The 23,022-nt window shown below is 65.4% G+C and carries 18 protein-coding genes; 6 read left to right on the top strand and 12 right to left on the bottom strand.

The annotated features are described in order from the left end of the window. Nucleotides 1-181 precede the first annotated feature (181 nt). The gene (locus tag J4709_RS28095) at nucleotides 182-772 is read left to right on the top strand and encodes a transposase (RefSeq protein ID WP_208244795.1); all 591 of its coding nucleotides are present in this window, start codon (nucleotides 182-184) and stop codon (nucleotides 770-772) included. Here the strand turns inward: J4709_RS28095 and J4709_RS28090 are convergent. From J4709_RS28090 to J4709_RS28070, 5 genes are read right to left on the bottom strand one after another with little or no spacing between them, the layout of a single operon-like run. Next, nucleotides 763-2,256 carry a DUF6339 family protein gene (locus J4709_RS28090; protein WP_208244794.1) on the bottom strand — a complete coding sequence of 498 codons (1,494 nt, stop codon included), beginning with the start codon at nucleotides 2,254-2,256 and terminating at the stop codon, nucleotides 763-765. The two genes, J4709_RS28095 and J4709_RS28090, sit on opposite strands and share 10 nt — an antisense overlap. Beyond that, nucleotides 2,256-3,152, bottom strand: a complete 897-nt coding sequence (locus tag J4709_RS53680; protein WP_232384137.1) for a hypothetical protein — start codon at nucleotides 3,150-3,152, stop codon at nucleotides 2,256-2,258. The genes J4709_RS28090 and J4709_RS53680 overlap by 1 nt, the downstream gene beginning before the upstream one ends. Continuing rightward, nucleotides 3,149-5,194: a hypothetical protein gene (locus J4709_RS28080; RefSeq protein ID WP_208244793.1), complete on the bottom strand. Its 2,046-nt coding sequence runs from the start codon at nucleotides 5,192-5,194 to the stop codon at nucleotides 3,149-3,151. Before J4709_RS28080 ends, J4709_RS53680 begins: the two co-directional genes overlap by 4 nt. Beyond that, nucleotides 5,191-6,198, bottom strand: coding sequence for a PD-(D/E)XK motif protein (locus J4709_RS28075; protein WP_208244792.1), 1,008 nt, complete (start codon nucleotides 6,196-6,198; stop codon nucleotides 5,191-5,193). The genes J4709_RS28080 and J4709_RS28075 overlap by 4 nt, the downstream gene beginning before the upstream one ends. Further along, on the bottom strand, nucleotides 6,195-8,753 hold the full coding sequence (locus tag J4709_RS28070; protein WP_208244791.1) for a Z1 domain-containing protein: 2,559 nt from the start codon (nucleotides 8,751-8,753) through the stop codon (nucleotides 6,195-6,197). The genes J4709_RS28075 and J4709_RS28070 overlap by 4 nt, the downstream gene beginning before the upstream one ends. Nucleotides 8,754-9,287: 534 nt before the next feature. Between J4709_RS28070 and J4709_RS28065 the strand changes: the two genes are divergently transcribed. Together J4709_RS28065 and J4709_RS28060 are read left to right on the top strand one after the other, a co-directional pair. Continuing rightward, nucleotides 9,288-10,442: a DNA cytosine methyltransferase gene (locus J4709_RS28065; RefSeq protein WP_208244790.1), complete on the top strand. Its 1,155-nt coding sequence runs from the start codon at nucleotides 9,288-9,290 to the stop codon at nucleotides 10,440-10,442. A gap of 4 nt (nucleotides 10,443-10,446) precedes the next feature. Beyond that, nucleotides 10,447-10,881: a very short patch repair endonuclease gene (locus J4709_RS28060; RefSeq protein ID WP_372442161.1), complete on the top strand. Its 435-nt coding sequence runs from the start codon at nucleotides 10,447-10,449 to the stop codon at nucleotides 10,879-10,881. A 6-nt stretch (nucleotides 10,882-10,887) separates the two neighbouring features. Here J4709_RS28060 and J4709_RS28055 read toward each other — a convergent pair whose 3' ends face one another. The 6 genes from J4709_RS28055 to J4709_RS28030 all read right to left on the bottom strand — a co-directional run bounded on the left by J4709_RS28055 (nucleotide 10,888) and on the right by J4709_RS28030 (nucleotide 17,076). Then, nucleotides 10,888-12,192: a restriction endonuclease gene (locus J4709_RS28055; protein WP_208244789.1), complete on the bottom strand. Its 1,305-nt coding sequence runs from the start codon at nucleotides 12,190-12,192 to the stop codon at nucleotides 10,888-10,890. 446 nt (nucleotides 12,193-12,638) lie between these two features. Continuing rightward, a complete protein-coding gene (locus J4709_RS28050; RefSeq protein ID WP_208244788.1) occupies nucleotides 12,639-12,845 on the bottom strand; it encodes a helix-turn-helix domain-containing protein in 207 nt (68 codons plus the stop codon). A gap of 11 nt (nucleotides 12,846-12,856) precedes the next feature. Then, complete coding sequence (locus tag J4709_RS28045) at nucleotides 12,857-13,408, bottom strand: hypothetical protein (protein WP_208244787.1); 552 nt, start codon at nucleotides 13,406-13,408, stop codon at nucleotides 12,857-12,859. Nucleotides 13,409-13,632: 224 nt separating this feature from the next. After that, nucleotides 13,633-15,135 (bottom strand): relaxase/mobilization nuclease domain-containing protein, encoded by a 1,503-nt coding sequence (locus tag J4709_RS28040; protein ID WP_208244786.1) that lies wholly within the window; start codon nucleotides 15,133-15,135, stop codon nucleotides 13,633-13,635. A 35-nt stretch (nucleotides 15,136-15,170) separates the two neighbouring features. Beyond that, entirely contained in the window at nucleotides 15,171-15,611 is a 441-nt protein-coding gene (locus tag J4709_RS28035) for a MobC family plasmid mobilization relaxosome protein (protein ID WP_208244785.1), read from the bottom strand. Between the two features lie 1,078 nt (nucleotides 15,612-16,689). After that, nucleotides 16,690-17,076, bottom strand: coding sequence for an ATP-binding protein (locus tag J4709_RS28030; protein WP_208244784.1), 387 nt, complete (start codon nucleotides 17,074-17,076; stop codon nucleotides 16,690-16,692). A 399-nt stretch (nucleotides 17,077-17,475) separates the two neighbouring features. Here J4709_RS28030 and J4709_RS28025 point away from each other — a divergent pair, with 399 nt between their 5' ends. The 3 genes from J4709_RS28025 (at nucleotide 17,476) to J4709_RS55765 (ending at nucleotide 22,272) form a co-directional block, all read left to right on the top strand. Then, nucleotides 17,476-18,285 carry a helix-turn-helix domain-containing protein gene (locus J4709_RS28025; protein WP_208244783.1) on the top strand — a complete coding sequence of 270 codons (810 nt, stop codon included), beginning with the start codon at nucleotides 17,476-17,478 and terminating at the stop codon, nucleotides 18,283-18,285. After that, nucleotides 18,282-18,488 (top strand): DUF397 domain-containing protein, encoded by a 207-nt coding sequence (locus J4709_RS28020; protein WP_208244782.1) that lies wholly within the window; start codon nucleotides 18,282-18,284, stop codon nucleotides 18,486-18,488. Before J4709_RS28025 ends, J4709_RS28020 begins: the two co-directional genes overlap by 4 nt. Before the next feature lie 283 nt (nucleotides 18,489-18,771). Continuing rightward, a complete protein-coding gene (locus J4709_RS55765; protein WP_208244781.1) occupies nucleotides 18,772-22,272 on the top strand; it encodes a phosphotransferase in 3,501 nt (1,166 codons plus the stop codon). Here J4709_RS55765 and J4709_RS28010 read toward each other — a convergent pair. Then, nucleotides 22,269-22,664: an FkbM family methyltransferase gene (locus tag J4709_RS28010; RefSeq protein WP_208244780.1), complete on the bottom strand. Its 396-nt coding sequence runs from the start codon at nucleotides 22,662-22,664 to the stop codon at nucleotides 22,269-22,271. The two genes, J4709_RS55765 and J4709_RS28010, sit on opposite strands and share 4 nt — an antisense overlap. Between the last annotated feature and the right edge of the window lie 358 nt (nucleotides 22,665-23,022).

The following is a 23,022-nucleotide window of genomic DNA, read 5'->3' as shown; positions in this document are numbered from 1 at the left end:
GGCACGCCGCTCAGGCACGCCGCTCAGGCACGCCGCTCAGGCACGCCGCTCAGGCACGCCGCTCAGGCACGCCGCTCAGGCACGCCGCTCAGGCACGCCGCTCAGGCACGCCGCTCAGGCACGCCGCTCAGGCACGCCGCGATCGACCGGGAGCTTCATATCCCGCGTTCCTGGACCGAGGATGTGGGTCGCCGCCGGCCGCCGGGATCCCCGACAGCGTCGCCTTCGCCACCAAGCCCGCCCTCGCCGCCTGCATGATCGGCCGCGCACTGGACGTCGGCGTCATCACATCCTGGCGGTGGCCGACATCGCCGACGACCACCCCGGCCACCACCAACTCCTCGTCCGCCGCAACCGGCGCACCGGTGAACTGGCCTTCTGCCGCTGCTACTCAGCCACCCGGGTTCCGCTGCCTACCCTGGTGCGGGTCACCGGACACAGATGGAGGGTCGAGGAGACCTTCCAGTCCGGCAAGGGTCCGGCCGGACTCGACGAACACCAGGTCAGAGGCTTGACGTCCTGGCACCGCTGGGTCACCCTCACCATGCTCGCCCACGCCTTCCTCACCGTCGTCCGCGCCGACGAACATGCACGCCACCCGAGATCGGACGAGCTGGTACCACTCACCTGCAACGAGATCCAACGCCTGTTCGCCGCGCTCGTCATCCGGCCCGGCCACAGCCGGGCTCATCGGCTCGACTGGTCCCACTGGCGACGCCGTCACAAGGCCTCGATCCCAGCCACTACCGCCCACAAGCCCACTCAACCATGAAGATCGCGATCTACACCTGGAGTGCTGGAGTGCCTCTCGAGGGCCTGAACCAGGGTCTCCTTGAAGTTGTCGCCGATCTCCTCGTACCCGAACAGCAGAGACGTCTTCTTGGCCAGGATGTCGAGGTCCATCGTCGGCTCGGATGCCTGAATCAGGCCAGCCGCCGCAACGATCTCGCGATCCGGAATCTCCTCGCCCTTGCGCGGTCCTCGCACTCGCAGTATCCAGTCCGGCTGACCGGGGACCCGAAGCGTGGATCCGGAGAATTCGCCTCGCCCGCGTTGTCCTTCGACCTGAAGCATCCCTCTCCGCAACGCGTACCTGGTCGCCTGAACCAACGCGGAGGTCACGGCTTCACACAGCCGGGTGTCCGCGAGTTGCGTGATGATCCGGTACACACGCGTGGCCTTCACCGGGCCTTCGGCCTCGACCACGGCCACGAGCGACTCCGCGCAGGCGTGTAGACCGATCTCACGAGGATCCCCGAAACCTGGCCCGTTGTAGGACGTGTACGGCTGGAATTTGGTGGTGGATTCGCGCTCGCCTCCCGCCAGCAAGGAGGTGCTTTCCGACTCCACCTCCACCGGTTGAGGCGCCAAGCTGGGAGACGCGCGGTCGGCAGCGGACTCCAGCTCGTCTCCCTGGCCGTTCTGTGGGGCAGCCACGAATGACCGCGCACCGGCGAAGACTTCCCTGAGCTTGTGCTCGCGTTCCTCATCCGTGGCCCCAGCCGCACTCAGCAGAGCTTGCACGGTCTCTCTGGCAGCAACGCGCAGTTCGGCGTCGAGTGATTGCTCATCGAGCGCCTCGAACAACATGAAGGGCCCAAGGCGGAGCAGACGCATCAGGAAGTTCCGGAAGACATCACGCTCCTTGAGCGAGCGTAGATCGAGTTCAGTCCAGACGCGCAGGATGGCCCTAACAAGGTGAGGGCTGCCACCAAGCGCCTTCCGGCGCGTGTAGATCTGATCGAAGGCGTCCTCGCCCAGAACTCTGAGGGCCGCATAGGGTTCGGGATCGTCCGCGACGTGAACGAGTTGAGCCCTCCACCACATACGCCCGAACACGTGTCGAGTGAGGTCGGTGCCGAGCACCCGGTCCCCTGGCCAACGCGGATACCTCCAGTACGCCACATCGGGCAAGAGCACGAGTGCCAGGAACGCCCAGACGTCACCGGAGGAGGCCTCGGCTGGGACGACACCCATCCCCGAATGCAGGACAGCCGCGAGACGAAGGTCGAAGTCCCCTCGGAACTCGTGGTTGAGCTTCCCGGGGAACCCAGCCTGCTGCGCCAGACCGACGACCTGTTCTCGCAACTCCCGTAGCATCTGCTCGGAGATCCGGTCGCCGCCCGTGGCGACGTAAACCGCGGAGTCGTGGCTCGTAGCGGCGAGTTCTGCCAGCTGATGGATCTTCAGGTTCCGATACCGCTCATACAGAGGTCGCGCCTCTCCCGCAAGGAGCCGAGGGTAGAGGAAGCTCATCACACCACCTCCCAGATCTTCACAGCCGCCTGGAGTTCCGAGGCGAAGAGGCTCGGGGACTGGTCCCGACGTAACCGAAGCTCGTTGATGGAGTCCCCTGGAAAGAGCGTGCTGCACAACCTCGTGAGCGTTGACCCGAGGGTGTCCTCTCCAAAAGAGACATCGTCACCCAACTCGTGGTGGCGGAGCGCGTTCTCGATCATGATGCGAGCCGCATCCCCATAGATGGCCGACAAGACGACCTTGTCGATGGGCCGTGGGTTGCCCGCGTTCTTGAACGCGGTAGCCGCGACCTCATTCCGCTCGTTGATCAAAAGGAGCAACGAGCCCATAGTCGCCGCTTCCAAATTATCGCCGATCTGCAAGTGCCATGCCGCACGGTCGGGAAACGAGGTTTTCCCGAAGTCGATCACCGCCATGGGGAACAGCGCCGCGTCCCCTTGCAGCCGTAGCGATCGGCGGTCGCTCCAGAGAACCGACCCCGCGCGCCGCGGCGCGGCGAACGCCCCATTCGACCTCTCTTCGGCCAGCACCAAAGCCGTGTCCAGTTTTAGGACCCCACCCAGTTCTGTGCCACGCAGATGGAAATCGAACTCGACCGGAACCATGCCGGATCCTTCAATGGGCATCCGCTGCGCGGGCCCGCGCAGGTTGGAGCCAGTGGAGGTCCAGACCGCCGCGAGCGTGAGCGGAACGTCCGAGGCGAGCGCGGAGCCAGCGTGAGCCCGGTCGAGATCGACACGGACGGAACGGCGAAGCCGAAGGTCCATCTGGTAGTCCCAGTGAGGCAGCGCCTCCGGCAGCTCCAGTTCGCCATCCTCCGTGATGAGCCTCCATGCCTCAGCCTGCACAACATCGGCTGCAGGGACGCGATACGGGAGTGCTAGTCGTTTCATCGGTTGACCGCTTCGACTAGCACTTCGATCTCGGTCATCGTGTCCGGGGCCGGCCGCACGACCGCGCGCCAGATCGCCCCGTCTCCGCCTTCGATGACGTACGTCGGGGTACCGAACAGGTTTCCGGCCTCGTCCTCCCAGCCGACCAGCCCGGGCATCGCGGCCCCGAGCGGCGGTTCGCTCTCGCGGCCGGCGCCGGTGATTGCCACCGCGAGGTCGATTCCCACCCGTTGGGCGCCTGGGACAGGCAACCGGAATTCCTGGATCAAGACCGCAGCCTCGGATCGTTCATCGAGGTACGGTTCGCTCACGTATTCCACTCGCGGTCGCCGGACCGGGCCTACACCTGCTCCCCTGCCCGCGGCGCCCGCTCCTGTCTCTCCGAAATCGTTCCCACCGGTCCCCGGACCGCTGGCAGCAGGATCACGGTCGCCCTCACCCCCTAGACCCGTGTCGCCGCCCGTGCCCAGCGTTCCCTCTGGGGGAACCACAGGACCGACGCCGGCCTGTGCACCGCCGCCCGCGGATGGTCCGGTCGGCTCGGTGTCCCTGGGGCGGGTATCGAAATCCGTCGGTGGCGTCCTCGTGTCTCCAGGCTTGCCGTAGTCCGTCGCGCCGCCGGTCCCCCACGTGCCCCCGAGCAAGGATGCGAACCTCGCGCTGGCCGCGCCGAGGGCGATGTTCGCCGCGCCCGGACGGACGTTTCCCCCCAATTCCAGCAGGCCGTTGAGCTCATCGGAGATCCGTAGGAACGTGGTGTTCACGAAGGTTCTCGCAGGATGCTCCAGGGACTGGGGGTTCCATGCGTCATGGGTCGGCGGTTCGGCCGCAGCGTACACCTCGTCCATCTCATCAACGCCGCGGAAGACTCCGGCGTAGGACTGGAATTCGCTAGGCGGCTTCGGACCTGGCCTATAGGTGACCACGAGTTCGGCAGGCCGCATGAGGCAGACGTGATGGACCATGTTCTCGATGCCCGCCATTCTTGAGGCGTCGGTGGCCTCGAAGGGCGGGACGACCCTCTTCACCAGGCCGAGGTCACCGAGATCCTTCTTCGGCCTGTGACATTTGAGCCTCTTACGCTGCTGCCCCTTCATCTTCTCGTACGCGGCGACGAACAGGTTGAGCGGACGGGTCTCTCGCGGATCGGGCACAGGATGCTCGATCCCGTCACAGGTCACCGAGAAGCGCATGGCCGGAGCGCCGCTGGCGGCATCTAGCATCTTCGGCCACAGGTGCCAGGCGATCGTCTCGGCCAGATAGTCGGCGGCCTTCGTCGGTTCCCGACCTTCCAAGGACGGGTCGAGCATGACGACCGTGGTGCCCGTCTCACCCGGCGCGAACGCCTCAAGCCCAAGTCGCTTCGCCATCATGTCTGCGGCATCCCCGATCAACGGCTCGACGACATCGCCTGAAGTATCACCCCACCAATGGCGGCCAGTGTACGGCCGTTCCCCAGTGGCGTCCTCGGTGATGTAGTTCTCCCAGAGAGCGCAGCCAATCAGGCGCGTTTCCAGTCGGCCGTCAACACGACATCGAGTGTGCAGCAGGATCGTGCCGGGCTTGGAGACCCGATAGAAGATGCCCTTGCCGAACCCATATGTTCCTCCGCCGAGTGCCCTATCGCGCGGTGCGCCGATGTTACGGACGAAGGAGACGAAGTCCAGATCCTTGGTGACGGCCTTGTCGGCCCGTGTCGGCCCGCCCAGCCCGCTGGTGCCCCGGTCGGAGATCGACATGAGCCGGATGGTCGGGCGATTCAGAGCTTCTCGGAGCGGGAGGTGGGCGGGAAGAGGAGCGCCCTTCGAGAGGAGTTCCCTCCAGATGGTGCGGTGGGCAGGGCCGACCGTCCGAAGGTCGATCCGGTAGTCCACAGGCCCGCCGTGATCCACGAGCCGGGCGTCCCAGCTGTTCTGTGCCGACTCCCTCACGAGGATCGTCAGCAGATCAAGGTCTGGACGACCGAGTTGCTTGCGAATTCCTTCGGCCACGCTTCCGCCTTCGGGACGGAAGGGCTCGGAGTACCAGGAGAAGTCGGTCACGGCGACTCCTGGATCATGGCGTTCAGGTGCTCGTTCACGTGGGTGCTGTCCTGTGGGTGCGGTGGCTCCGTTGAAAGATCGATCGTGTATGTGACGTCCGTGACGTTGATCGGGATGCCAGTCGTCACCAGATCGTTTTCTCGCAGGGCAGGGAAAGCGGAGTCCGCGATGTACCAGCGCTCTTCACTGATCACGAATTGGACTTCGTGGTAATGGTCGGCATCGCCGATCCGATATCCGGCTTCTGCGAGCAGGGTCAGTACCGCGCTCTCGTCATCGCAGAGCCGAAGGATGCGATCGACCAGGCCGAGGAACCTCTCGCTCTGCGTGGAGTCTTGACTCAGGCGGTACCAGGCGAGGTACAGCGCCCCGTTCGGTGGCGGATCCATCTGGTCGAGTCCATGGATGCGAGCACGCCGGACACCCCCGGCCAGAGACGCCTTTACTTCGACGGCCAGCGTCAGCGACGTGAAGTCGTGGCGGTGCCCCGACGGCCCACGCCAGAGTCGATGTGCGCTGGGGTCGATCTGGAGCAGCTTCTCCAAGACCTTTAACTCGGCGAAGAGGCCGGCGAGTTGCTCGTGGCCGAGAGGTGCGCCTGAAGCGCTGAAGAGCGCCTTCCAGCGGTCCAGGACACGGTAGAGGGCCTTGATGGAGGTACTGGCGAAGGACTCGGTCGTCTCCAGGACGTCGGCGCACAGGGCGCTGAAGAGGTCGTTGAGGTCTGGACGCAGGCAGGCCAGGTCCGCGTACGGCTGATAGCTCTCCGAGTCTTCGAGCGGGCGCTTGCGCAGAAGGAGGACCGGCCCATCGAGGCCACGGCGGACCTTCTGGTGGCTCCCGACCGGGACAAGGATGTGTCGATGCCCCTCATGGTCCACAGCGACGGCCAAGCGGGTGCCGCCGGGGAGGTTCGCCACACGAAGCTTGCGTTCCCCTGAGACGGGCTCGGCCTCAAGCTCGACCCAGTGGCGCTCGACGAGCTTCCTCAGAGAATCGTTCATGCCGAGTCCTCCGCCTCCACGGCGCTGAAGTCCTCCTCTTCGATCTCGATCCCGGAGAGGTCCGCGGAGATGTAGTCCTCCACGGCACTGTCCTTGCCTTGGGGGAGCGGGAACACCAGACCCACACCGACGACGTGTTCGGGGACGTCGAGTGCCGTACGCGTCTTCTTGGCGGGACTGGGCTGGGAGACCTTGTCGATCGGGTAGAGCACCAGCAGACCGGTGTCAGGCAACTGCCGGCGCCGCTCGTCGGTGATCTCCTTCTCTTGTAGCTTGGACGTCTCGCCGGCCAAGTCGATCGCGGCGTCCCTGCGGCTCATCAAGGTCTTGATGTCGGCGTAATCCAACTCCGATGTGATGAGGCGCGCACGAGTGATCCGCCCGACCGAGACTCCCGGAGCGAACTCAAAGGTCTCCTCGTCGGAAGTGACAGGGTTGCCGACGATGGCGATATTCCACCTACGCAGCGACCCTGCGTTGTGCGCGCGTTTCTCGATGTAGCCGACGAGCAGGCGAGAGTTACACTCCTGAGACTTCGGGTGGAACTGGTAGCTCTTGAGGAAGTCGATGACGTCGTTGTACGGGACATCGCGGAATACAAACCGGCCCGCCTCCGGCCGGTCCTCCCGCCTCGCCGCGTGTTGAACGGCGCTTGCAACGAGCCCCCTCGCTGCTTGCTGGTTCTCCCGCAGCCAGTCCTCGTCTGTCCGGAAATAGCGTGTCTGCACACGTTGGCCGCCGTACGATGAGGCCGCCGTGACGGCGTCTTTCATCTTGGCCGCCTGCGTGACCCGCAGGGCCGGGTGGGTTCGGATCCGGACGGCAAAGGTGAGCGGATCCTTGTCCTCGGTCATGTAGACGTCGATGTCGCGCCGCATCTCGGTCTCAACAGTGGCGAGATGCCTGAACCAGTCCTTGAGTTCGGCCGTCATCCAGATCCGCGGCAAGTCAGCGTAACCATTGCGGTAGCCGAACCAGCGCCCCATCTGGAGCAGCGTGTCGTATGCGGACACAGCACGAACGAAGAAGCTGACCGAGAGTCCCTCAAGAGTGAGGCCGCGGGAGAGCGTGTTCCCTCCGACCGCGATCGCCACGATCGGTCCGTTCTCATAGTCCAGTCGATCGTCGCTGCTGGAGTTGTCCATGATGATGCGGCAGTCGTCCAGGACGCCAGGCAGTTCCCCAACCAGATCATCGAACTCGACCTTCGTCTCCCCGAAGTCCCCAGCGGGAACCCTCGCCGTCTCCTTGTCCCAGAGAACTCGGAGCCCCTCGAGGATGGAGGGCTCGTTCAGTGAGGTCCTCAACCGCGCGCGGAGATGCTCCAGTGGTGCCTTAAAGCTGTTGTGCACGGCCGTGTTGACGCTTGTGTGGATCAGCATCGTGGCGTGGGGGTTGCCCCTGCCACGAACACGCCGCGCGGCGGTGCTCAGCCAGAAGTAGTCGATCGAGTCCTGCAGCGTCTCGGTGATCTCCGGGGCGAAATCTTCTACTTCGGTACGCCTGGGCGGTCGGAGGCATTCGACGTCCTCCTTTGGGACTTCGCGGATCATGTCGTAACCGTCATCGACGTCCTCAGGGTCCTCGCCATCGAGGGCGTACCGGCCGAACAGGACCTCGGTGCCGAAGTGACCGTGCGGCTTCGGGAGATTCACGATGAAGTGTTCGGGATAGAGGTCCTTGGCCGTGGGATCGATGAGGAGGTTGGCGAAGGGTGAGGCCGTGTATCCCACATAGGCCGACTTGGGGAGGCTCGCCAGTAACGCACGGATCAGCGGGTTGATCGATTTGGTCGCGACGGTAGCCTGGTCGGCCTCGTCGTCGACGATCAGCGCCGGACAATCCAGAAGGTAGGCCGAAGCGCTGTCGAGCCAGCCGGCGAGTTTTTCGAGCACGATCTTGTTCTTCTTCACCACGCAGAGGACGTGGGTCTTGTTGGACTTGCCGAAGAATGCGGCGGCGTTGGCCGTCGGCGTGAAGTCCTTGGCCAGGTCGGTCAACTGCGACCATCGCGACGGGTTGGGCTGCACGAGCTGCTGCACAAGCCTTGCCTGTGTCTGCCTCCGCAATCCGTTGTGGACTCCCGCCAGGACGATGAACAACTTGTATCCCCGATCCGCGGCCTTGGCCATCACGGCGGTGAAGTTGGTCGTCTTGCCCGACTGGACGTATCCGACGACGAGGCCACGTGTCGAAAAGCTCTTCTCCTGGGGGTGGTTCAGGAGTGACATGACCCGGGTCGAAGAGGTGTCCAGGCTGTCGATGGCGGGGTCTTTCGGCCACCCGTCCTTACGTAGCAGATCGACCACCGCGGGCCAGCATCGGTCACCAGGTCGCGGCCCGGTATACCACGTGTCGCGGTTCCCCAGGACCACCGCCTGAGGCTCCTCCATCTCCTTGATCTTGATCGTCTCTGCTTCGTGTCGCTCTTGGATGCGCTGGATGACGTCGGCGGGGATGCCGAACTGCTCCAGCCTCTTGACGACCTCGGTGGGCGGGAAGGAGTCGAGGAGAGCCTTGAATGTGTCGTAGTTGCCCTCAAATGCGTCGTTCATACGATCTCCTCCCCCAGGCCGACCGGCTGGCTTCGCAGGTGATGCCAAATAACCTCAACGAGTGACGGACCTCAAGACCAGAGTCTTCCGAATCATGCCGCGAGGCGACCCGCCATCCGTCCGGTTCGCCCAGGATGCGACACCCGGGCTGGCCCCCAAGGCACGGCAGGCATCGAATATTACGCACAGCGTCCGACATTTCACCGACATCCGGCAACGCCCGTCCGACTTGGAGCAGCTCGACGATCGAGGGGTCAGCGACCAACAACCCGACGCCGGCCCTCCTGCTGCAGATGGCCAGAGCACCAGGTCATGCGCCGTACAGGGCCATGGGCGCGGATCCGGAGGAATACGCCCCTACAAGCCGTGAAGCCGAACCACGGGGGCGATCACGGGTAACATCTCGGAGCGTGTTCGGGCAAGCCTCTCGATCTTGACCGCCACATGGAGGTACGATCCGAACACGAGTTCGACCGAGCACAGGATCAATCACTCTCGGTTCCTGTCACTCACGGAGGGTGGTATCAGGGCGCAATGGCCGCTTCTCGTGAGTCGGACGATGAGTCCGCCCCCCTTCGCGTGATTGATCTCTTCGCGGGTTGCGGAGGGCTGTCACAGGGGTTCCGCGAGACAGGTCTGTTCACCCCAGTCGCAGCGGTCGAGCAGGACCTTTTCGCAGCCGCGACGTACGCAGCGAACTTTGGTGAGGATCACGTCTACTGGGGTGACATCGCCGAGTGGCTCAAGAGCGAGCCGCCTGCAGCCGACATCGTCATCGGCGGCCCTCCTTGTCAAGGCTTTTCCAATCTGGGAGCGAAGCGCGAGGACGACGAGCGCAACGAACTCTGGGATCGCTATGTGGAGACTTTGACGAAAGTTCATCCCAAGGTCTTCGTGCTGGAGAATGTTGATCGTTTTCTAAAAACGCGCCAATTCGACGCCCTGAAAGCCGAATTGGATGGCGGCAGGCTGCAGGACTACGAAATCACTCCCGGTATCCTGCGGGCCACCGACTTCGGCGCCGCCCAACTGCGCCGCCGGGCCATAGTGATCGGGACGCGCAAGGATCTTACTCCGATCCCTCTTCCGGAACCCAAGATTTCGGAGGCAGACTGGCTGACAGTCAAGTCAGCGTTCGACGGGCTCACGGAAGAGATTCCTCAGCATCGCACAGAACTTCCCGCAGGTCGAACCCTCCAAGTTTTTGGAAGAGAAGTGCCCGGGAAATACATGGCACATGAACTCCATATAACAAGGAATTACACCACACTGTCACGGAAGCGCTTCCAGCGCATCCCTTACGGGGGAAATCGCTTTAATCTTCCGGACGAACTCAAGGCACCCTGCTGGATCAAACACACATCAGGGTCCGGAGACGTGATGGGGCGACTCGTGTGGGATCGCCCCTCAGTGACGATCCGGACGGAGTTCTTCAAGCCAGAGAAGGGGCGTTACCTGCACCCCGAACAAGATCGCGCTCTAAGTCACCTGGAGGCGGCTCGCTTGCAGGGCTTCCCCGACACCTTCGAGTGGTGTGGCCCAAAACTAGAGATCGCGCGGCAGATCGGCAACGCCGTCCCCATCGCCTTGGGGCGCGCCCTGGCCCGCCACATCGCCCAGGGCTTGGGCGTCGTCCAGCTCGCCCCTGGGCGTGACCAGCTGGGTCTTCCTACTCGGGGGCTATGGTGAGCGTGTGAGTGTTCAGCGACCCACGAAGGCTTCGAGTCCGGGCGTGCGCAAGAGTATGCAGGCTAACAAAGGACGCGACACGAAGCCGGAGTTGGCTCTGCGTCGCGCGGTTCACGCACTCGGCCTACGTTATCGGGTTTCCACTCGACCACTTCCTGCCGTCCGCCGAACGGCGGACCTTGTGTTCACCCGGGCAAGGGTAGCCGTTTTCATGGATGGCTGTTTCTGGCATGGCTGTCCCCAGCATCACACCAAGTCCGCGACGAACGCGGGCTACTGGGCCGAAAAGGTACGGCGGAATCGCGAGCGCGACGCCGAAACGGATCGCTTGTTCTTCGAAGCCGGTTGGCTCGTCTTGAGGTTTTGGGAGCACGATGAACCCGATAAGGCGGCGCTGCAGATCGCAGAGCAGGTACGAGCTCGTGTAAACAGTAAGTGAGACTCTTCAGAAGAGCAGGATCTCCTCCGGACGACGGTGCATGACCTCTGCGGGGGACGAGCTCACCAACTTCGTCATGCACTCGACGAGGTCACCGGCGTGGCTCTCGTTGGCCATGTGACGAAGCTGCTCGGCAAGGAGCAATCCGTTGACCAGGATGATCGGATAGCGATCCTCGACGATCTCAGCCTGCGCGGATTCAGAGAAGACTCCAGTGGTGACGAATACTCCGATCCAGCCGCGCTGAAGACGAGCGACCACTCTAGCGACCTGGTCGGCCGAGATCGTCGTGTTCGGGAGCACGCATTTGGCCTGACCCAGGACGATCAACTTGGCGATCGCCGTCCCTGAGCCAATGTCGAGACGCCCGACGAAGTCCGCACCACCGTCGGCCGAGGGACGAGTGAGCCATCCTTCTCGGTACTCGGCCCCTTTTCCCCGAATCACACGCGCAGCGACCGCGGCAGCCAAGTGCTCGAAATCGTGCTTGCGCCCGTCGAAGAACTCATAGATCTGCTTGAGGTCACGCTCCTGTCGGCTGCCCGGAAGCGGACGCTGGTCACGGGTCTTGTGAACGGCTTTGGCGGCCACCCTGCGCCGCAGCTTCGGAAGCGCCGCATGCCCTTCTTTGATCCACCGTCGCCAGGATTCGGGGGCGAGCCGATGGGTCTCCTTCAAAGTGAGCGACCCGTCCCTGCGCGCGTTGATCCAGCCCCAGTCGATGCACTCCTCCTCTTGCCGCAGATCCAGGAGAGCTATGTCGAACACATAGTTCACGAAGACCTGGCCATGCCGATCCCGCTGGACCACACGTTCGGCCCGCTCGATGACACCGAGACCGCAGAACTCCACATGCCCCTTGACCCGGTTCCTCCTGGTCACCGAGCGAAAAATCAGAAGCGGTGTGGCACGCGCCCGTCCCGCCTCGGACAGGGCCTGGTGGAGCGGCTGCTCTTCAAGGAGCGCACGGTTGCCGGGACTTCCGCCCAACGGCTTGTCGATCTCGGCCTTGTGATCACCGAAGTAGTGAAGGTGCCCGTTGTCCAAGTCGAAGACGTCGTGCCAAGGTGTCTGTTCGCTGCCGGCCTTCCAGGGACTGGAGCGGATCAGCACTACCGGTCGACGCTTCCCGTCCGCTCCTTCGCACAGGGCCGGCACGTCGATGCCGCTTTCCAACTGCACTCTGGGAGCACCTGGGGTTTGCGTGATGTGATGGAAGTTCGGGAACCCGTCGACCGCCGGGGGCACGGGGTCTTTGGAGGCCGCATAGCGATAGACCTCACCGAACCGAAGCTTCGCGGCCGACACCATGCCACGACTATGCCAGCTTCTTCGGACAGTCCGGACATCGAAACGAAAGTTGGGCAGTACACCATATTCAGCCTTCCGGCCGCCCCCGAGGTGGACGAGCCTCGGCACCTCACTGCGACAGGCCACGGTATGCAGAGAGATATGCATCCTTTTGGATCAGTGGTGTCGTCGCTCGCCGAGATCAATGAGGCAGCGGCTGTAGTCGTTCGAGTTGCACCCGCCGCCCTCCAGCTGGCTCGGCCAGCGGCTGCGGTGCCGGCGGCCCTGGAGGTTACGAGGGCGTGTGCCACGTGCGCGGGCTGTTTGGGCGGCTCTGGGACCGTCCGGCCTTCCCGGCGGTGAGGGCCCGCAGCATCGGCAATGCCGCCGCGGCGGTCCCGATGCTCATTTGGGGCAGTCTCCTCACCCTGCTCGCGCAGTCTACGGATCACACCGGAATCGCATGTCTAGAAGGGTCGGTCACCAGCGCCAGCCACGAGGCGTTGGAGGTCGGCGGTGACCACTCGATAGGTGGTGCCTATGCGGATGACCTTGCAGGGGAAGCGGTCTTCGCGGGCCAGTTGGTAGGCGCGGGTTCGGCCGAGGCCGAGGGCTCGGGCGGCGGTCTCGATGGTCGTTGTGGTGGGGAGGGCGGCGAGCTCCTCGTGGGTCATCGGCTCCATGCTCAGGCCTCCGGGGTGTTCGGGCGGTGACTGTGGATGAAGCGGTTCCGTACGCCGGTGGGAGGTGGTGCGAGGAGCGTCAGATCGGTGATCGGTCTGGGGAAGTCGTTCGCCGCCGCCGCCACGCCGGCGTCGTCCACGAGGGTTTCGCCCTCGATGATTGGGGGCGTTTCGCGTCCGTGGACTGCGTTGATGGTCGCTTGGGCGTCGCTGAGCGCCGCGCAGAGGGCTCGGGCGTGCTGTCTGGCTTCGGCTAGAGCTTGGCCGTGGCGGCTCAGGACGTCGGCGAGGTCTTCGGCCTGGTCGTGGCCGAGACGGTCGGCTTGCAGCTCCCGGAGGAAGAAGCGGTTGATCTGGTCGAGGACCTGATCGAGGCCGTAGGTGGCTGCGCTGAGGTTGCCCAGGATGGTGTACGCGGTGCCGGGGAGGGTGAGGCTCGGAGGGCCGGCCGTGGCGAGGTTGAGCTGGCGGATGTGTTCGTAGAGGTTGCTTGCGAGGTCGGCCGTATGGTCGTCGCTACGAGCGGTAGCGGGAGCCTGCCTGTGGTCGGTCATGTGAATGTGTCCTTGTAGATACGGGGCCCGCCTGGGGGCTGTGATCGGTCATTGCCTCGCCTCTCTTGCGTGGTGGTCGTGAGGTAGTGCAGCTCTGCTGGCGCGGATGCTGCAGCGATGCACGGCTTGCGCATTGTTGGCGCTGTTTACGCTCCGTAGTATGCAGAGGCATTGATCTTTGTGCCAGGACCAGGACGGCGTGGCGCCGGGGATGCGTAGTCGGGTTACCGCGATGGGCTGCGGCGGCGGTGAAGGCTGGGGTGCGACGGTGTGGGCGCGCTGGGTCGGTAAGGGCTGCCTGCGAGCTGGTCGCTGAGGGGTACGGGGAAGGCTGTGGCGGCGAGGCGCGCGGCGTTCTGCTCCGCCGTGTAGTTCGGTGGTGTCCGTGGCAGCGTGGGGGAAGGTGGCCGCGGAGTTGGTCGGCTGAGTCTGCTGAGCTGGGCGGCAGCCTTGCGGGCGGCAGCTGCCTGGGCAGCGCGTTGCTGCAGCTGCCGGTACTCCGCGATCGCCTCGATGAGGGCGACGAGTTGCACGACCAGGTGGGCCAGGACGCCGGCAAGGCTCGGACGGTTACCGCGTTGTCCCCGGATACCGGATAGAGCCAGTGCTCTGGCAGCTCTGCGGAGGTTCGTGCCGTAGGGAGTCAAGGGTGGTTGGCCTCCGTAGGGTTCGCGGGCTGCGCGGTCGTAGAAGTCGGCGGCACGGGCGAGTTCCCGGTTTCCTGTGAGGGCTGCGGTCACGTGTAGGACGTCGGAGGTTGCGGCTGCTACGTCGGCGCGGACGGCCGGGTCCTGGATATGGCGCATCTGCCAGGTGGCCGTCGCGGTGGCTCGGGCGGCCTGCTGGTAGGCAGCGGATCGTTCCTCGTAGGTCAGCTCCACTCCGCCGAAGGGGCGACGATCGAAGCGGTTGTTTTCGTGCGGGGCCGACCAGCGCTCGCGAAGTTTGGGGAGCGTCAGGTTAGGCGCGAGCTTCTTGCCGGAGAACCAGACTGGTTGGTTCTCCTTGTTGTTGTGATGTGGGAGCGCAACGGCGTAACCGGTGATCTCCTCGGGTGTGCGGGCACTGTGGCGCATCTTGACCAGCACTCCGGCATGTTCGAGTGCAGTGAAGAAGTCGCCCTCGTTCTCTGCTCCGGCTGCTGCGGTAGCTACGTGCCGACGGAGGGTGGCGCGGGGCGGCTCGGGCCAGTTCTTGCGGTGGGCAAGTTCTGTCTCGGCTCGGGTTGGTCGTGGGGCTGCTGTCCGGTCTGCGGACGCGGTCGGGGTGAGTTCGTAACGCTTCTCGACGATGTGGCAGGCGTCGGCGACCTTGAAGTAGTCGCGGTGGACGTTGGGGTTGCGTCCGTCCTCGCGCGCCAAGACCGCGACGAGGTGGATGTGGTCGTCGGCATGTCGCACTGCGATCCAGCGGCATGCTTCGTCGTCGCCTCGTGGCGCGAACCTGGTCTGGTGCATCACCTCCTCGGCGATGTCGGCCCATTCGTCGTCCGAGAGGCGCCGGTCCGCGGGGGCGGCGCGGACCGAGCACTGCCAGATCGGAGACGTCAGCGGGGTATGTCGGAGAGTGTCGAGCGGGGAGGTCAGGACTCCGACCAGATGCCGGAAGTCCCGATCGCCTCTGACGTCCAGTCCGGGTTCCAGGGCCATGGGGAGTCGGAAGCCCGCGACGAGGTGGGGATTGACGTGTTCGTTGCGCCGGCCGGGGCCGTAGAGGTAGGACAGCAACCGGGCGACACTCTCACCTCGGGTCACTTTGCCGATCAACGCTGGAGCCGGCCAAGCTCGACGGAAGAGGCATCCACTCTTCGAAGAACGTTCTGCAGGTAAGCCAACGCAGCGGGCAGTTCGCAGGGTACCTGTCCCGTCGCGTTCGCGATACGGGCCAGCTGGTTGAGGTTCACGCCGATCCGGTTCAGCTGTCGTGCGATGCCGCGTAGCTCCTCGCAGATATCCGGTGTCAGTTCGTGTCCGGATCTGTATTGACGATTGGCCGCTTGTACGGTGTGGACGATGAATGTCCCGTAGGCAGCTCCCGCTCGGTGCGCTGCTTCGCAGATCTCCTTGTACTCCTCGTCGCTGACCCGGAACCTCATCTCCCGGTCCCGCCGGCGCCCTTCGCCGAGCTGCGAGCGTCGTTGCAGCTTGCGTGGTGTGCTGACCTGCTCGTCTTCCGTAGCTCCAACTCCGATCACATCGATCACGACCGCGCCCGGTCTATCCAACCGGGTGTGCACGTGATGGACCGCCGCGGGTCCATTGCGTGTCGCGACACGGTCCTACCTTGCAGCCTCTAAATGGGGTCGTCGGCGATTCTGCCGGCCGATGCCACGTTCAGTCGTAGAGCGTTTATCCGTGCCGAACGGTGTCGTTGAGTACCCGGCAGTTCAGATCTTTAATTGACAGGAGCCACGCTATAGAACTTCGCGCGCGGAGAGACTCCGCGACACTTACCTCCTTCTAAATTTCTTTGGAGGTCGACAAGTCGCTCACGGCGGGTTCGAGCGGCGAACCGATGCCGGTCTCGCGGCGGCGATTGCGTACGAGGGCAGCTCACGTACAAGATGCCGCCGATGATGAGCCCCCACTGGGCAACTCTTGCGCCGGAGGCGTCGACGTGCACCACCGACCGCCGAGCCCGGCCCCGGCTTCGTCCGCTGTGCGGCGGACGGTCCGTCCGCAACTCGTCCGCCGCCGTCCGCCTGCCGTCCGCCGTCCGCCCCGGCGGACGGCGGACGGACGACAGTCCGTCCGCGCGGACAAACGGCGGACAAGCGCGGACGAGTGCCGGACAAGCCGGGGACCAACGCGGACGAGCACGGGACCGCGCCGGACGAGCGGCGGACAAGCGGGGACGCATCCCTCACTGTCGACAGGCGGCACTCGAAATCCCTCCCCATCACGAGGCGGAGCCCGAGCCTTGTGATGCTCTCGCAGCCGTCGAATCCAAAGTCGTGATCATCGGCTGGCAGCCTCGCGAGACGATGTCCGCAGCAACGGGTACAGGTGGAAGGCCACGGGCATCGTGGATCACGATGTCGGCAGGCTCTTCGCTGATGAGCGGGGCGCCCCAGCCAGGGCGCTCGATGGCATTGGCGACGGGCCGACGGCAAGGCTCGTCATGAGCTCATGACCGCTGCCCGGGGCACATGGGCAGACAGTCACGTTCTAACTCCATCTGATGGCCGCCACGCCGTCTCCCCTCAAGCAGCCGTCCGGCTGCCCGCACCATTCGCGTTTTGAGGCTCACGCAGGCGGGAGCGTTGGCGCGGGGCGGGAACGTCAGGTGAGCTCGAACCAGGTGGTCAGTCGACCGGAGCTGTCCGTGTCGTAGCCGGAGCGGGCAGCGAGGGCCTCGATGAGGACGAGGCCGTGACCATGGTCGCGGAGTTCGGTGCCGTTGCGGCGAGTCGGGGTGGTGGCGGCGCCTGCGTCGATGACTTCGCAGCGCAGGCAGCCGCCGCAGTCGTACAGCGTGATGTTGAACGAGCCGCCGTGGCGGGAGTCGGAGTGCTTCACGCTGTTCGTGCAGGCTTCGGAGATCAGCAGTTGTGCCGTGGCCGTGTGCTCGCTGCCGCCCAGTACCGCGGCGGCGAACCGGCGGGCTTCGCCGACGCTCTTGGGAATCGCGGGCAGGGTCGTGCGGCCGAGGATGATCCATGTCGTCATCGAGTCACCGCCTTGGCTATCGCTGGGACGGCGCGAGGGTCGGTGATCAGGGCCCAGTCGAAGGACCACACCCATGCCCACGTACCGGCCTGAGGCGCGGGGATGCACGCGACGAAGTGGATCCTTCGCGTGCGGTGGTTCGTGACGCGCAGGACGGCCTTCTCGCCGGCACCGAGGACTTCAGGGCGCACTTCGTGGTGCGGCAATTGGTCCGCCAGCCAGCTCAGGAGGTGATGACGCCGCCTTAGATGCAGTTCTTGTTCCAAATTGTCCGGCATATGCTGATTCCCTGTTCTGCCGCTCTGACCTCGCAGTTCTCGCGACAAGCGTGCTCCTTGGGGGCTACTGTGTCGCCGTTCCCTGGAACGTCTGGGAATTCAACTGACGGACGGACACTTCATGCACATCAACGAGGCCCCCGACCCGCGATCGTCGATGTGGGCGTGGATGGCCTACCACCTGCGGTTTCAGCGCATGCAACACGGCATGTCAGGCCATGCCCTGGCCGAGCTCCTCAACTGCTCTCGTTCCTCGATTTCCAGACTGGAGAACTGCGAGGCGAAGCTGACCGACGCCCAGGCGTCCGTCCTCGACACGGAGTGGAACACCGGCGGCATGTTCACGGTCATGCTCTGGTACGCGCGGCTCGGGCACGATCCGAACTGGTTCAAGACCTTCACCGACTCCGAGGGACGCGCGACCGTCCTGAAGATCTACAGCGGCCAACTGATCCCCGCGCTCTTGCAGACGCCCGCCTACGCGCGCGCTCTCCTGATCGAGGGACGGGAGCCGGGGATCGATGCCCTGGTAGAGGCACGGATGGCGCGGCAGCAGATCCTAACCAAGGAAAGCCCGGCTGACCTGTGGGTACTGCTGGCGGAGACGGCCATGGCTTGCCTAGTGGGTGGCAAGACGGTCATGCGGGAGCAGCTTGCGAAGCTCCTTGAGGTTTCCGAACTGCCGAACGTGATGCTTCGGATCGTCCCGAACACGGCAGGCGCGAACGCCGGCCTCGACGGGCCGTTCAAAGTCATCAAGGTTAAGGAGGGCCAGGTCGGCTACGTCGAGGCGCCCACCGGAGGACGACTCGTCCCGGAGGCCGCCGAAGTCGACGGGCTGCTGGAGAGATTCGACCGTATTGGTGCGGTTGCTCTCCCCGTAGACTCCAGTCGAAGCCTGATCAAGCAACTGATGGAGACCATGACGTGACTTCCCCCCGTTGGCGCAAGAGCAGCCGGTCCAGCGATGGGACGAGCGGCCAGTGCGTGGAGGTCGCCCAGTTCGACGACACCATCGGCCTACGAGACAGCAAGGACCCGGACAGCGGGCACCTCTCGCTTTCCATCGGCAGCTTCGCCGACTTCGTCGCCAGGGCGAAGAGGAACGAGCTCGACTTCAGCGCTCAGCGATAGGCAGAGTGACCTGACATTTGGTCCATTCGCGCCCGAAGGCGTGCGTAGCTTCCTCTCCTTGGCGGCATACGAGGGCGTGAGCAACGCCGGTTTCGCGGCTGTGCATGGCTCCAATGATCCGGACAGGCTCGAACTCGTCCTTCAGGATGTCTTTTTCGATCAGAAACGCTCCAGCACACGAGGACGGTCGACGCCCGGCGAGGGCTTGGCTTGCGACGACCCGGGCGAGAGGCAGACTACGGGCGCGTTGTCATCGGGTGGGTCTGTGTGATCGGGTGTTCCGGTGAGCATCGACCAGTTCTTCGGCTATGGGCCTAACGCTCCGTTTGCCACCAATGAGGTGTTCACCAACCGGGAAGCGCAGATCGATCGGTGTCATCGCTGGTTGATTGAGCACTCCGCACGTGAGTGGCCCGTCCCGGCGCTGATGGACTTCCAGCGGCCAGCGGTCAACCTCCTGGCGGTGGCTGGAGAGGGCGGCATCGGCAAGTCCACGCTGACGCGGCACGTTGCCGACCTCGCGGTTCGGGGAGAGTTGGACGGGCTGCCGAAGAACCGGGCGTGCGCCGTCCTGGATTTCGCGGACCCCGACACCTCCAGTTTCGAGTCGTTGCTGCTGCGCGTCCGGGCCGGGCTGGGGCGTCTAGCGCGTAGCTGGCCGGCATTCGACGTCGCGCTCGCCCTCTACTGGGAGCGCAAGCATCCAGGTGAGTCGCTCGCCGCCTTCCTCGGCAAGGGGTCGGCAGACGGACGGCGTGCGGCGGACCAGGTCAGCGGGACCGTCGACCAGCTCCTCGGCGGGTTCGGCGCGATCAGCGTCACCTACCAGGTCCTGGACAAGCTCGGACGCACCGTCGCGCAGAAGGCCAAGCTGAAGTCGCTGCGCAACGAGTTGCCCGCGCTCGACCCCATCCTGGATGAGCCCGATCCCGACCGGATGCTCGGCTACATGCCCGTCCTGCTGTCGGCCGACCTGGAACGTGCCCGCGCCAAGAAGCCCGTGCTCGCGGTGTGCGTTCTCGACACGCTGGAGATCGTCCAAGGATTGCCGTCCGAGCGCGGTGGCCTGGAGGACCTGGTGTCGCGGTTGGTGTACCTGATGCCGAACGTGGCGTTCCTGGCGGCCAGCCGATTGCCGCTGGGCTGGCACGACCCGGTCCGCTCCCTTGGGTTGACCTACGGCGGCATGCACCGCTGGCCCGAACTCGCCGGGCCGGTCCAGGTCAGGCTCGACGGCTTCGATCCAGTGGCCGCAAACGATTACCTGACGACCCGGCTGACCGTGGAGGACCGTCCCGCGATCGACGAGGCGGTCCGGGACCGGATGATCGCCGGATCCGCCGGGTCACCGCTGTATCTGGACCTCTCGGCGAGCCTGTACGCGCAGTACCTCGCGCGCGGCGAGACGCCGCCCCCGGAGGCGTTCGGGCTCGGGTTCCCCGAGCTGGTGCTGCGGACGATGCGGGACCTCTCGGAGACCGACCGTGACTTGTTGCGCGCCGCCGCGCTGCTCGAAGCCTTCGATGCCGACCTGCTGCAAGCGATGCTCCCGGGCATCCGCCGCCGACGTATCGAGGCGTTCATCTCGCGCCCGTTCATCCGGCATGAGGAGTCGGTGTGGCCCGCATACCGGCTGCACGAGAATCTGCGCCGCAGCGTCCTGGACTGCGACACCCACACCCCCGATGGATGGACGCTCAGCGAACGCCACGAACATCTGGAGCGCGCCATCAGCCACCTGGCGAAGGTCGCGCTGTCGATCTGGGACGAGGAAGAGTCGGACTCGCTGGCCGAGCGGAGCCGCCGGACCGTCGCCGCGTTCTTGCTGCTGTTGCGTGCTGCGATTGAGCACGGTGTTCTGCCGCCGGTGCTGGCCGATCTCGCCTACAGCCTGAGCGTCGCCGGCCATTGGCAGGTCCTGGCGTCCCTCCCTGCGCCGGACGCGGTACCCGAACTGGGGCGGCTGTCTGCCGTCGCCCGGCTGACCACTCGCGGCGACCTCAACGCCGAGGACCGCTACCAGGCGATGCACGAGCTGGTCGGCGAGCACGCGACGCCCGAGTCCGCCGACCCGTTCGCCGACTACTACCGCTGGGAACTGGGCACCCGTGCCCACGTCGCCGGACGGCTGGACGAAGCGATCGAGCACCTGTCGGCGATCGCGACCGACGGCTCGCTGATCGGCGCGAGCGCATTGTTCGGCCTGGCTGACAACGCGCTACGCCGCGGCGACTACCGGCACGTCGCCGACCTGATGGACAAGGCCACCGATGAGGGCCTCGACCGCATCCGCGTCGCCGACATGCTCGGCCACACCTACATCCACAATGCCCGCTTCACCGAAGCCTCCCGTCTCTTCGAGACCACGCTGGAAGCCGCCCAGGCCGCGGGAACGCCGCTGTGGGAAGCCCGCGCCCTGCGGCACTTGGCCCTCGCACTGATGTGGTATGACCCCGACCGCACCCTCGCCCTCGTCCCTCGAGCTCGTGACCTCAACTCCGCCGTCGGGGAGCTGATTGGTGTGGCGCAGTGCGACCTGGCCGCCTCCATGGCCCACGCCCTGCGCGGCGAGCACACCCAAGCTGCCAGCCTCTTGGACGCCGCGGCCCGCCAATACGAAGAGCTCGGCGCCACCGGGGAGCTCACCCCCGCGGAAGCCATCCGGGTACTGCAGTACGCCGCCGACGGACGCATCGACCAAGCCGCCGCCATCGCCACGCGCCTCGCCGCGTCCGCCCAAGGCCCGCAACCCGAGTGCCTACCCGTCTGGGTCCAAGTGACCAGCTGGTGGGCTGGCCTCCCTGGCCCAGAGGACTCGGGCCAGCGTTTGCTGGACGGTACCGACACCGCCCGACAGCGCTGGAAAGAGCCCCTAGACCGGCTCCGGCTCGTGCCCCGCAGTGCGTGCGCACCGCTCGACGTGGCAGACCGAAAAGCGTTCATTCCTACCGACCGGCTCCCCAACGACGCCCTCGATCGCGCTGCGCGGTCGGCGTCCACCTCGCCGGCCTTCGACGGGGCACCCGTCCAGCAAGCCGGTGACGACGGGATCATCATCGGGGAACGCACCGTCGTCAAACTCCAGCACCGCACCCACGAGCGGCTAGAGACCGCCCTGCACCTGGAGCAGCTCCGCGCCGCGACCGGCATCCCGGCCCCGCGCCTCCTCGACCACGGCACCGACCCTGGCGGCACCTGGTGGGCCATCCTCGAACGGCTTCCAGGAACGCACAGCAACCACCCGACCGTCGAGCAGCAACACGCACTCGGACGCACGCTGCGCGCGTGGCACTCCCACAGCCCGGCCGCCGGCCTGCGCCTAGACGATCCCGGCGCGCTCGGCGTCCTGCTCGGCGGGGCACGTCACGCTGTCCCCCGCGCCTACCCTGCCCTCGCCCAACGCTTCAGCGACGCATGCGACGCGATGCCAATGACACCCATCCACGGGGACCTCGCCGTCGGCCATAACGCGCTGTTCGACGGCGACACCCTCACCGGCATCCTGGACCCCGGCGCCATCGAGCAGGGCCCGCCGATGCTCGACCTGGCCTGGGCCCTCGCCGTAGACCTCCCACACGGCGGATCGACCGAACCGCTCCTCGAGGGCTACGGCGACGTCGACCACGTGGCCCTGAAAGCTCTGCTTCCGCTCATGCTGTTGCGCCGCCTGGTCGACACAGTCCCCTTGGGCCTGTCCGACACCGACGGTCAGTGGATCGCCCGCTACCTGCGCGACAATCATCCCGACGTACTGGCACTCGTGGAGGGCGAGCTGAACCTCTAAACCTCCAGGCTCAGCCGCACCGCCCACCGATACGGGATGTAGTTGGCCGGCGCCGAGAACCGCTCACGGAGCTCAGGCTCGTCGTCACGCGCGTAGAACCGGTTCAGCCCATCGAACAGCGCCAACTCACACCCCGCCGCCAGCACGTCCGGCTCCCACTCATTATGGCTGGGACGCGAGGTCAAGGGCACCGTCGCTTCGATCACGATCGCCCGCGGCCGCCACGCCGCCAGATCCACCGAGGCCAACACGGACGCCGCAGCCCCCTCGACATCCACCTTCAACAGATCGAACCCTGGCTGCGCGTGATCCGGCAGCACCGTCGCCTGCCGCGTTACCTCGACGCGCAGCTCCTCACAACGCCATCCAGCGGCAAGGTGCAGCGCCAACACATCCCGTGGCAGCGTGCCCAGGCCACCGCCACTGGTCTTCGCCGGCCCCGGGAACGATTCGGAAGAAGCTCTCCGGACCCGGCTGCTCCCCGATCGCTACGTCCGGCGTCACATCACCCGGCCGGGCAGCCCGCAAGCTCTCGAAGCCCTCGGGCGGCGGCTCAATGTTGACCCCGCGCCATCCAAGCCGATCCACCAAGTTCTTGGTCAGCGACCCCTGAACGGGGGCCCCGGCCCCCACATCCACGAAAAATCCACCAGGCCGGTCACCGAAGGCCCGCATCAGCACAACGTCCTCGGCGTTCCCGCCATACACGACCAGACCGCACCAGCGGGCGGTTCGATCCCATAGCGCCAA

Source organism: Actinomadura violacea, assembly GCF_017573465.1.
GTDB lineage: Bacteria > Actinomycetota > Actinomycetes > Streptosporangiales > Streptosporangiaceae > Spirillospora > Spirillospora violacea.
Note: the sequence above shows the minus strand (reverse complement) of the source record. Positions and strands in the feature narration are given on the sequence as shown.

Bases quoted from the DNA above. Each gene is read 5' to 3' on its own strand.
- J4709_RS28090 (WP_208244794.1), bottom strand. From the start codon at position 2,256: ATGAGCTTCCTCTACCCTCGGCTCCTTGCGGGAGAGGCGCGACCTCTG.
- J4709_RS28075 (WP_208244792.1), bottom strand. From the start codon at position 6,198: ATGAACGATTCTCTGAGGAAGCTCGTCGAGCGCCACTGGGTCGAGCTT.
- J4709_RS28050 (WP_208244788.1), bottom strand. From the start codon at position 12,845: ATGACCCACGAGGAGCTCGCCGCCCTCCCCACCACAACGACCATCGAG.
- J4709_RS28045 (WP_208244787.1), bottom strand. From the start codon at position 13,408: ATGACCGACCACAGGCAGGCTCCCGCTACCGCTCGTAGCGACGACCAT.
- J4709_RS53680 (WP_232384137.1), bottom strand. From the start codon at position 3,152: ATGAAACGACTAGCACTCCCGTATCGCGTCCCTGCAGCCGATGTTGTG.
- J4709_RS28070 (WP_208244791.1), bottom strand. From the start codon at position 8,753: ATGAACGACGCATTTGAGGGCAACTACGACACATTCAAGGCTCTCCTC.
- J4709_RS28025 (WP_208244783.1), top strand. From the start codon at position 17,476: ATGCACATCAACGAGGCCCCCGACCCGCGATCGTCGATGTGGGCGTGG.
- J4709_RS28030 (WP_208244784.1), bottom strand. From the start codon at position 17,076: ATGACGACATGGATCATCCTCGGCCGCACGACCCTGCCCGCGATTCCC.
- J4709_RS28095 (WP_208244795.1), top strand. From the start codon at position 182: ATGTGGGTCGCCGCCGGCCGCCGGGATCCCCGACAGCGTCGCCTTCGC.
- J4709_RS28065 (WP_208244790.1), top strand. From the start codon at position 9,288: ATGGCCGCTTCTCGTGAGTCGGACGATGAGTCCGCCCCCCTTCGCGTG.
- J4709_RS28055 (WP_208244789.1), bottom strand. From the start codon at position 12,192: ATGGTGTCGGCCGCGAAGCTTCGGTTCGGTGAGGTCTATCGCTATGCG.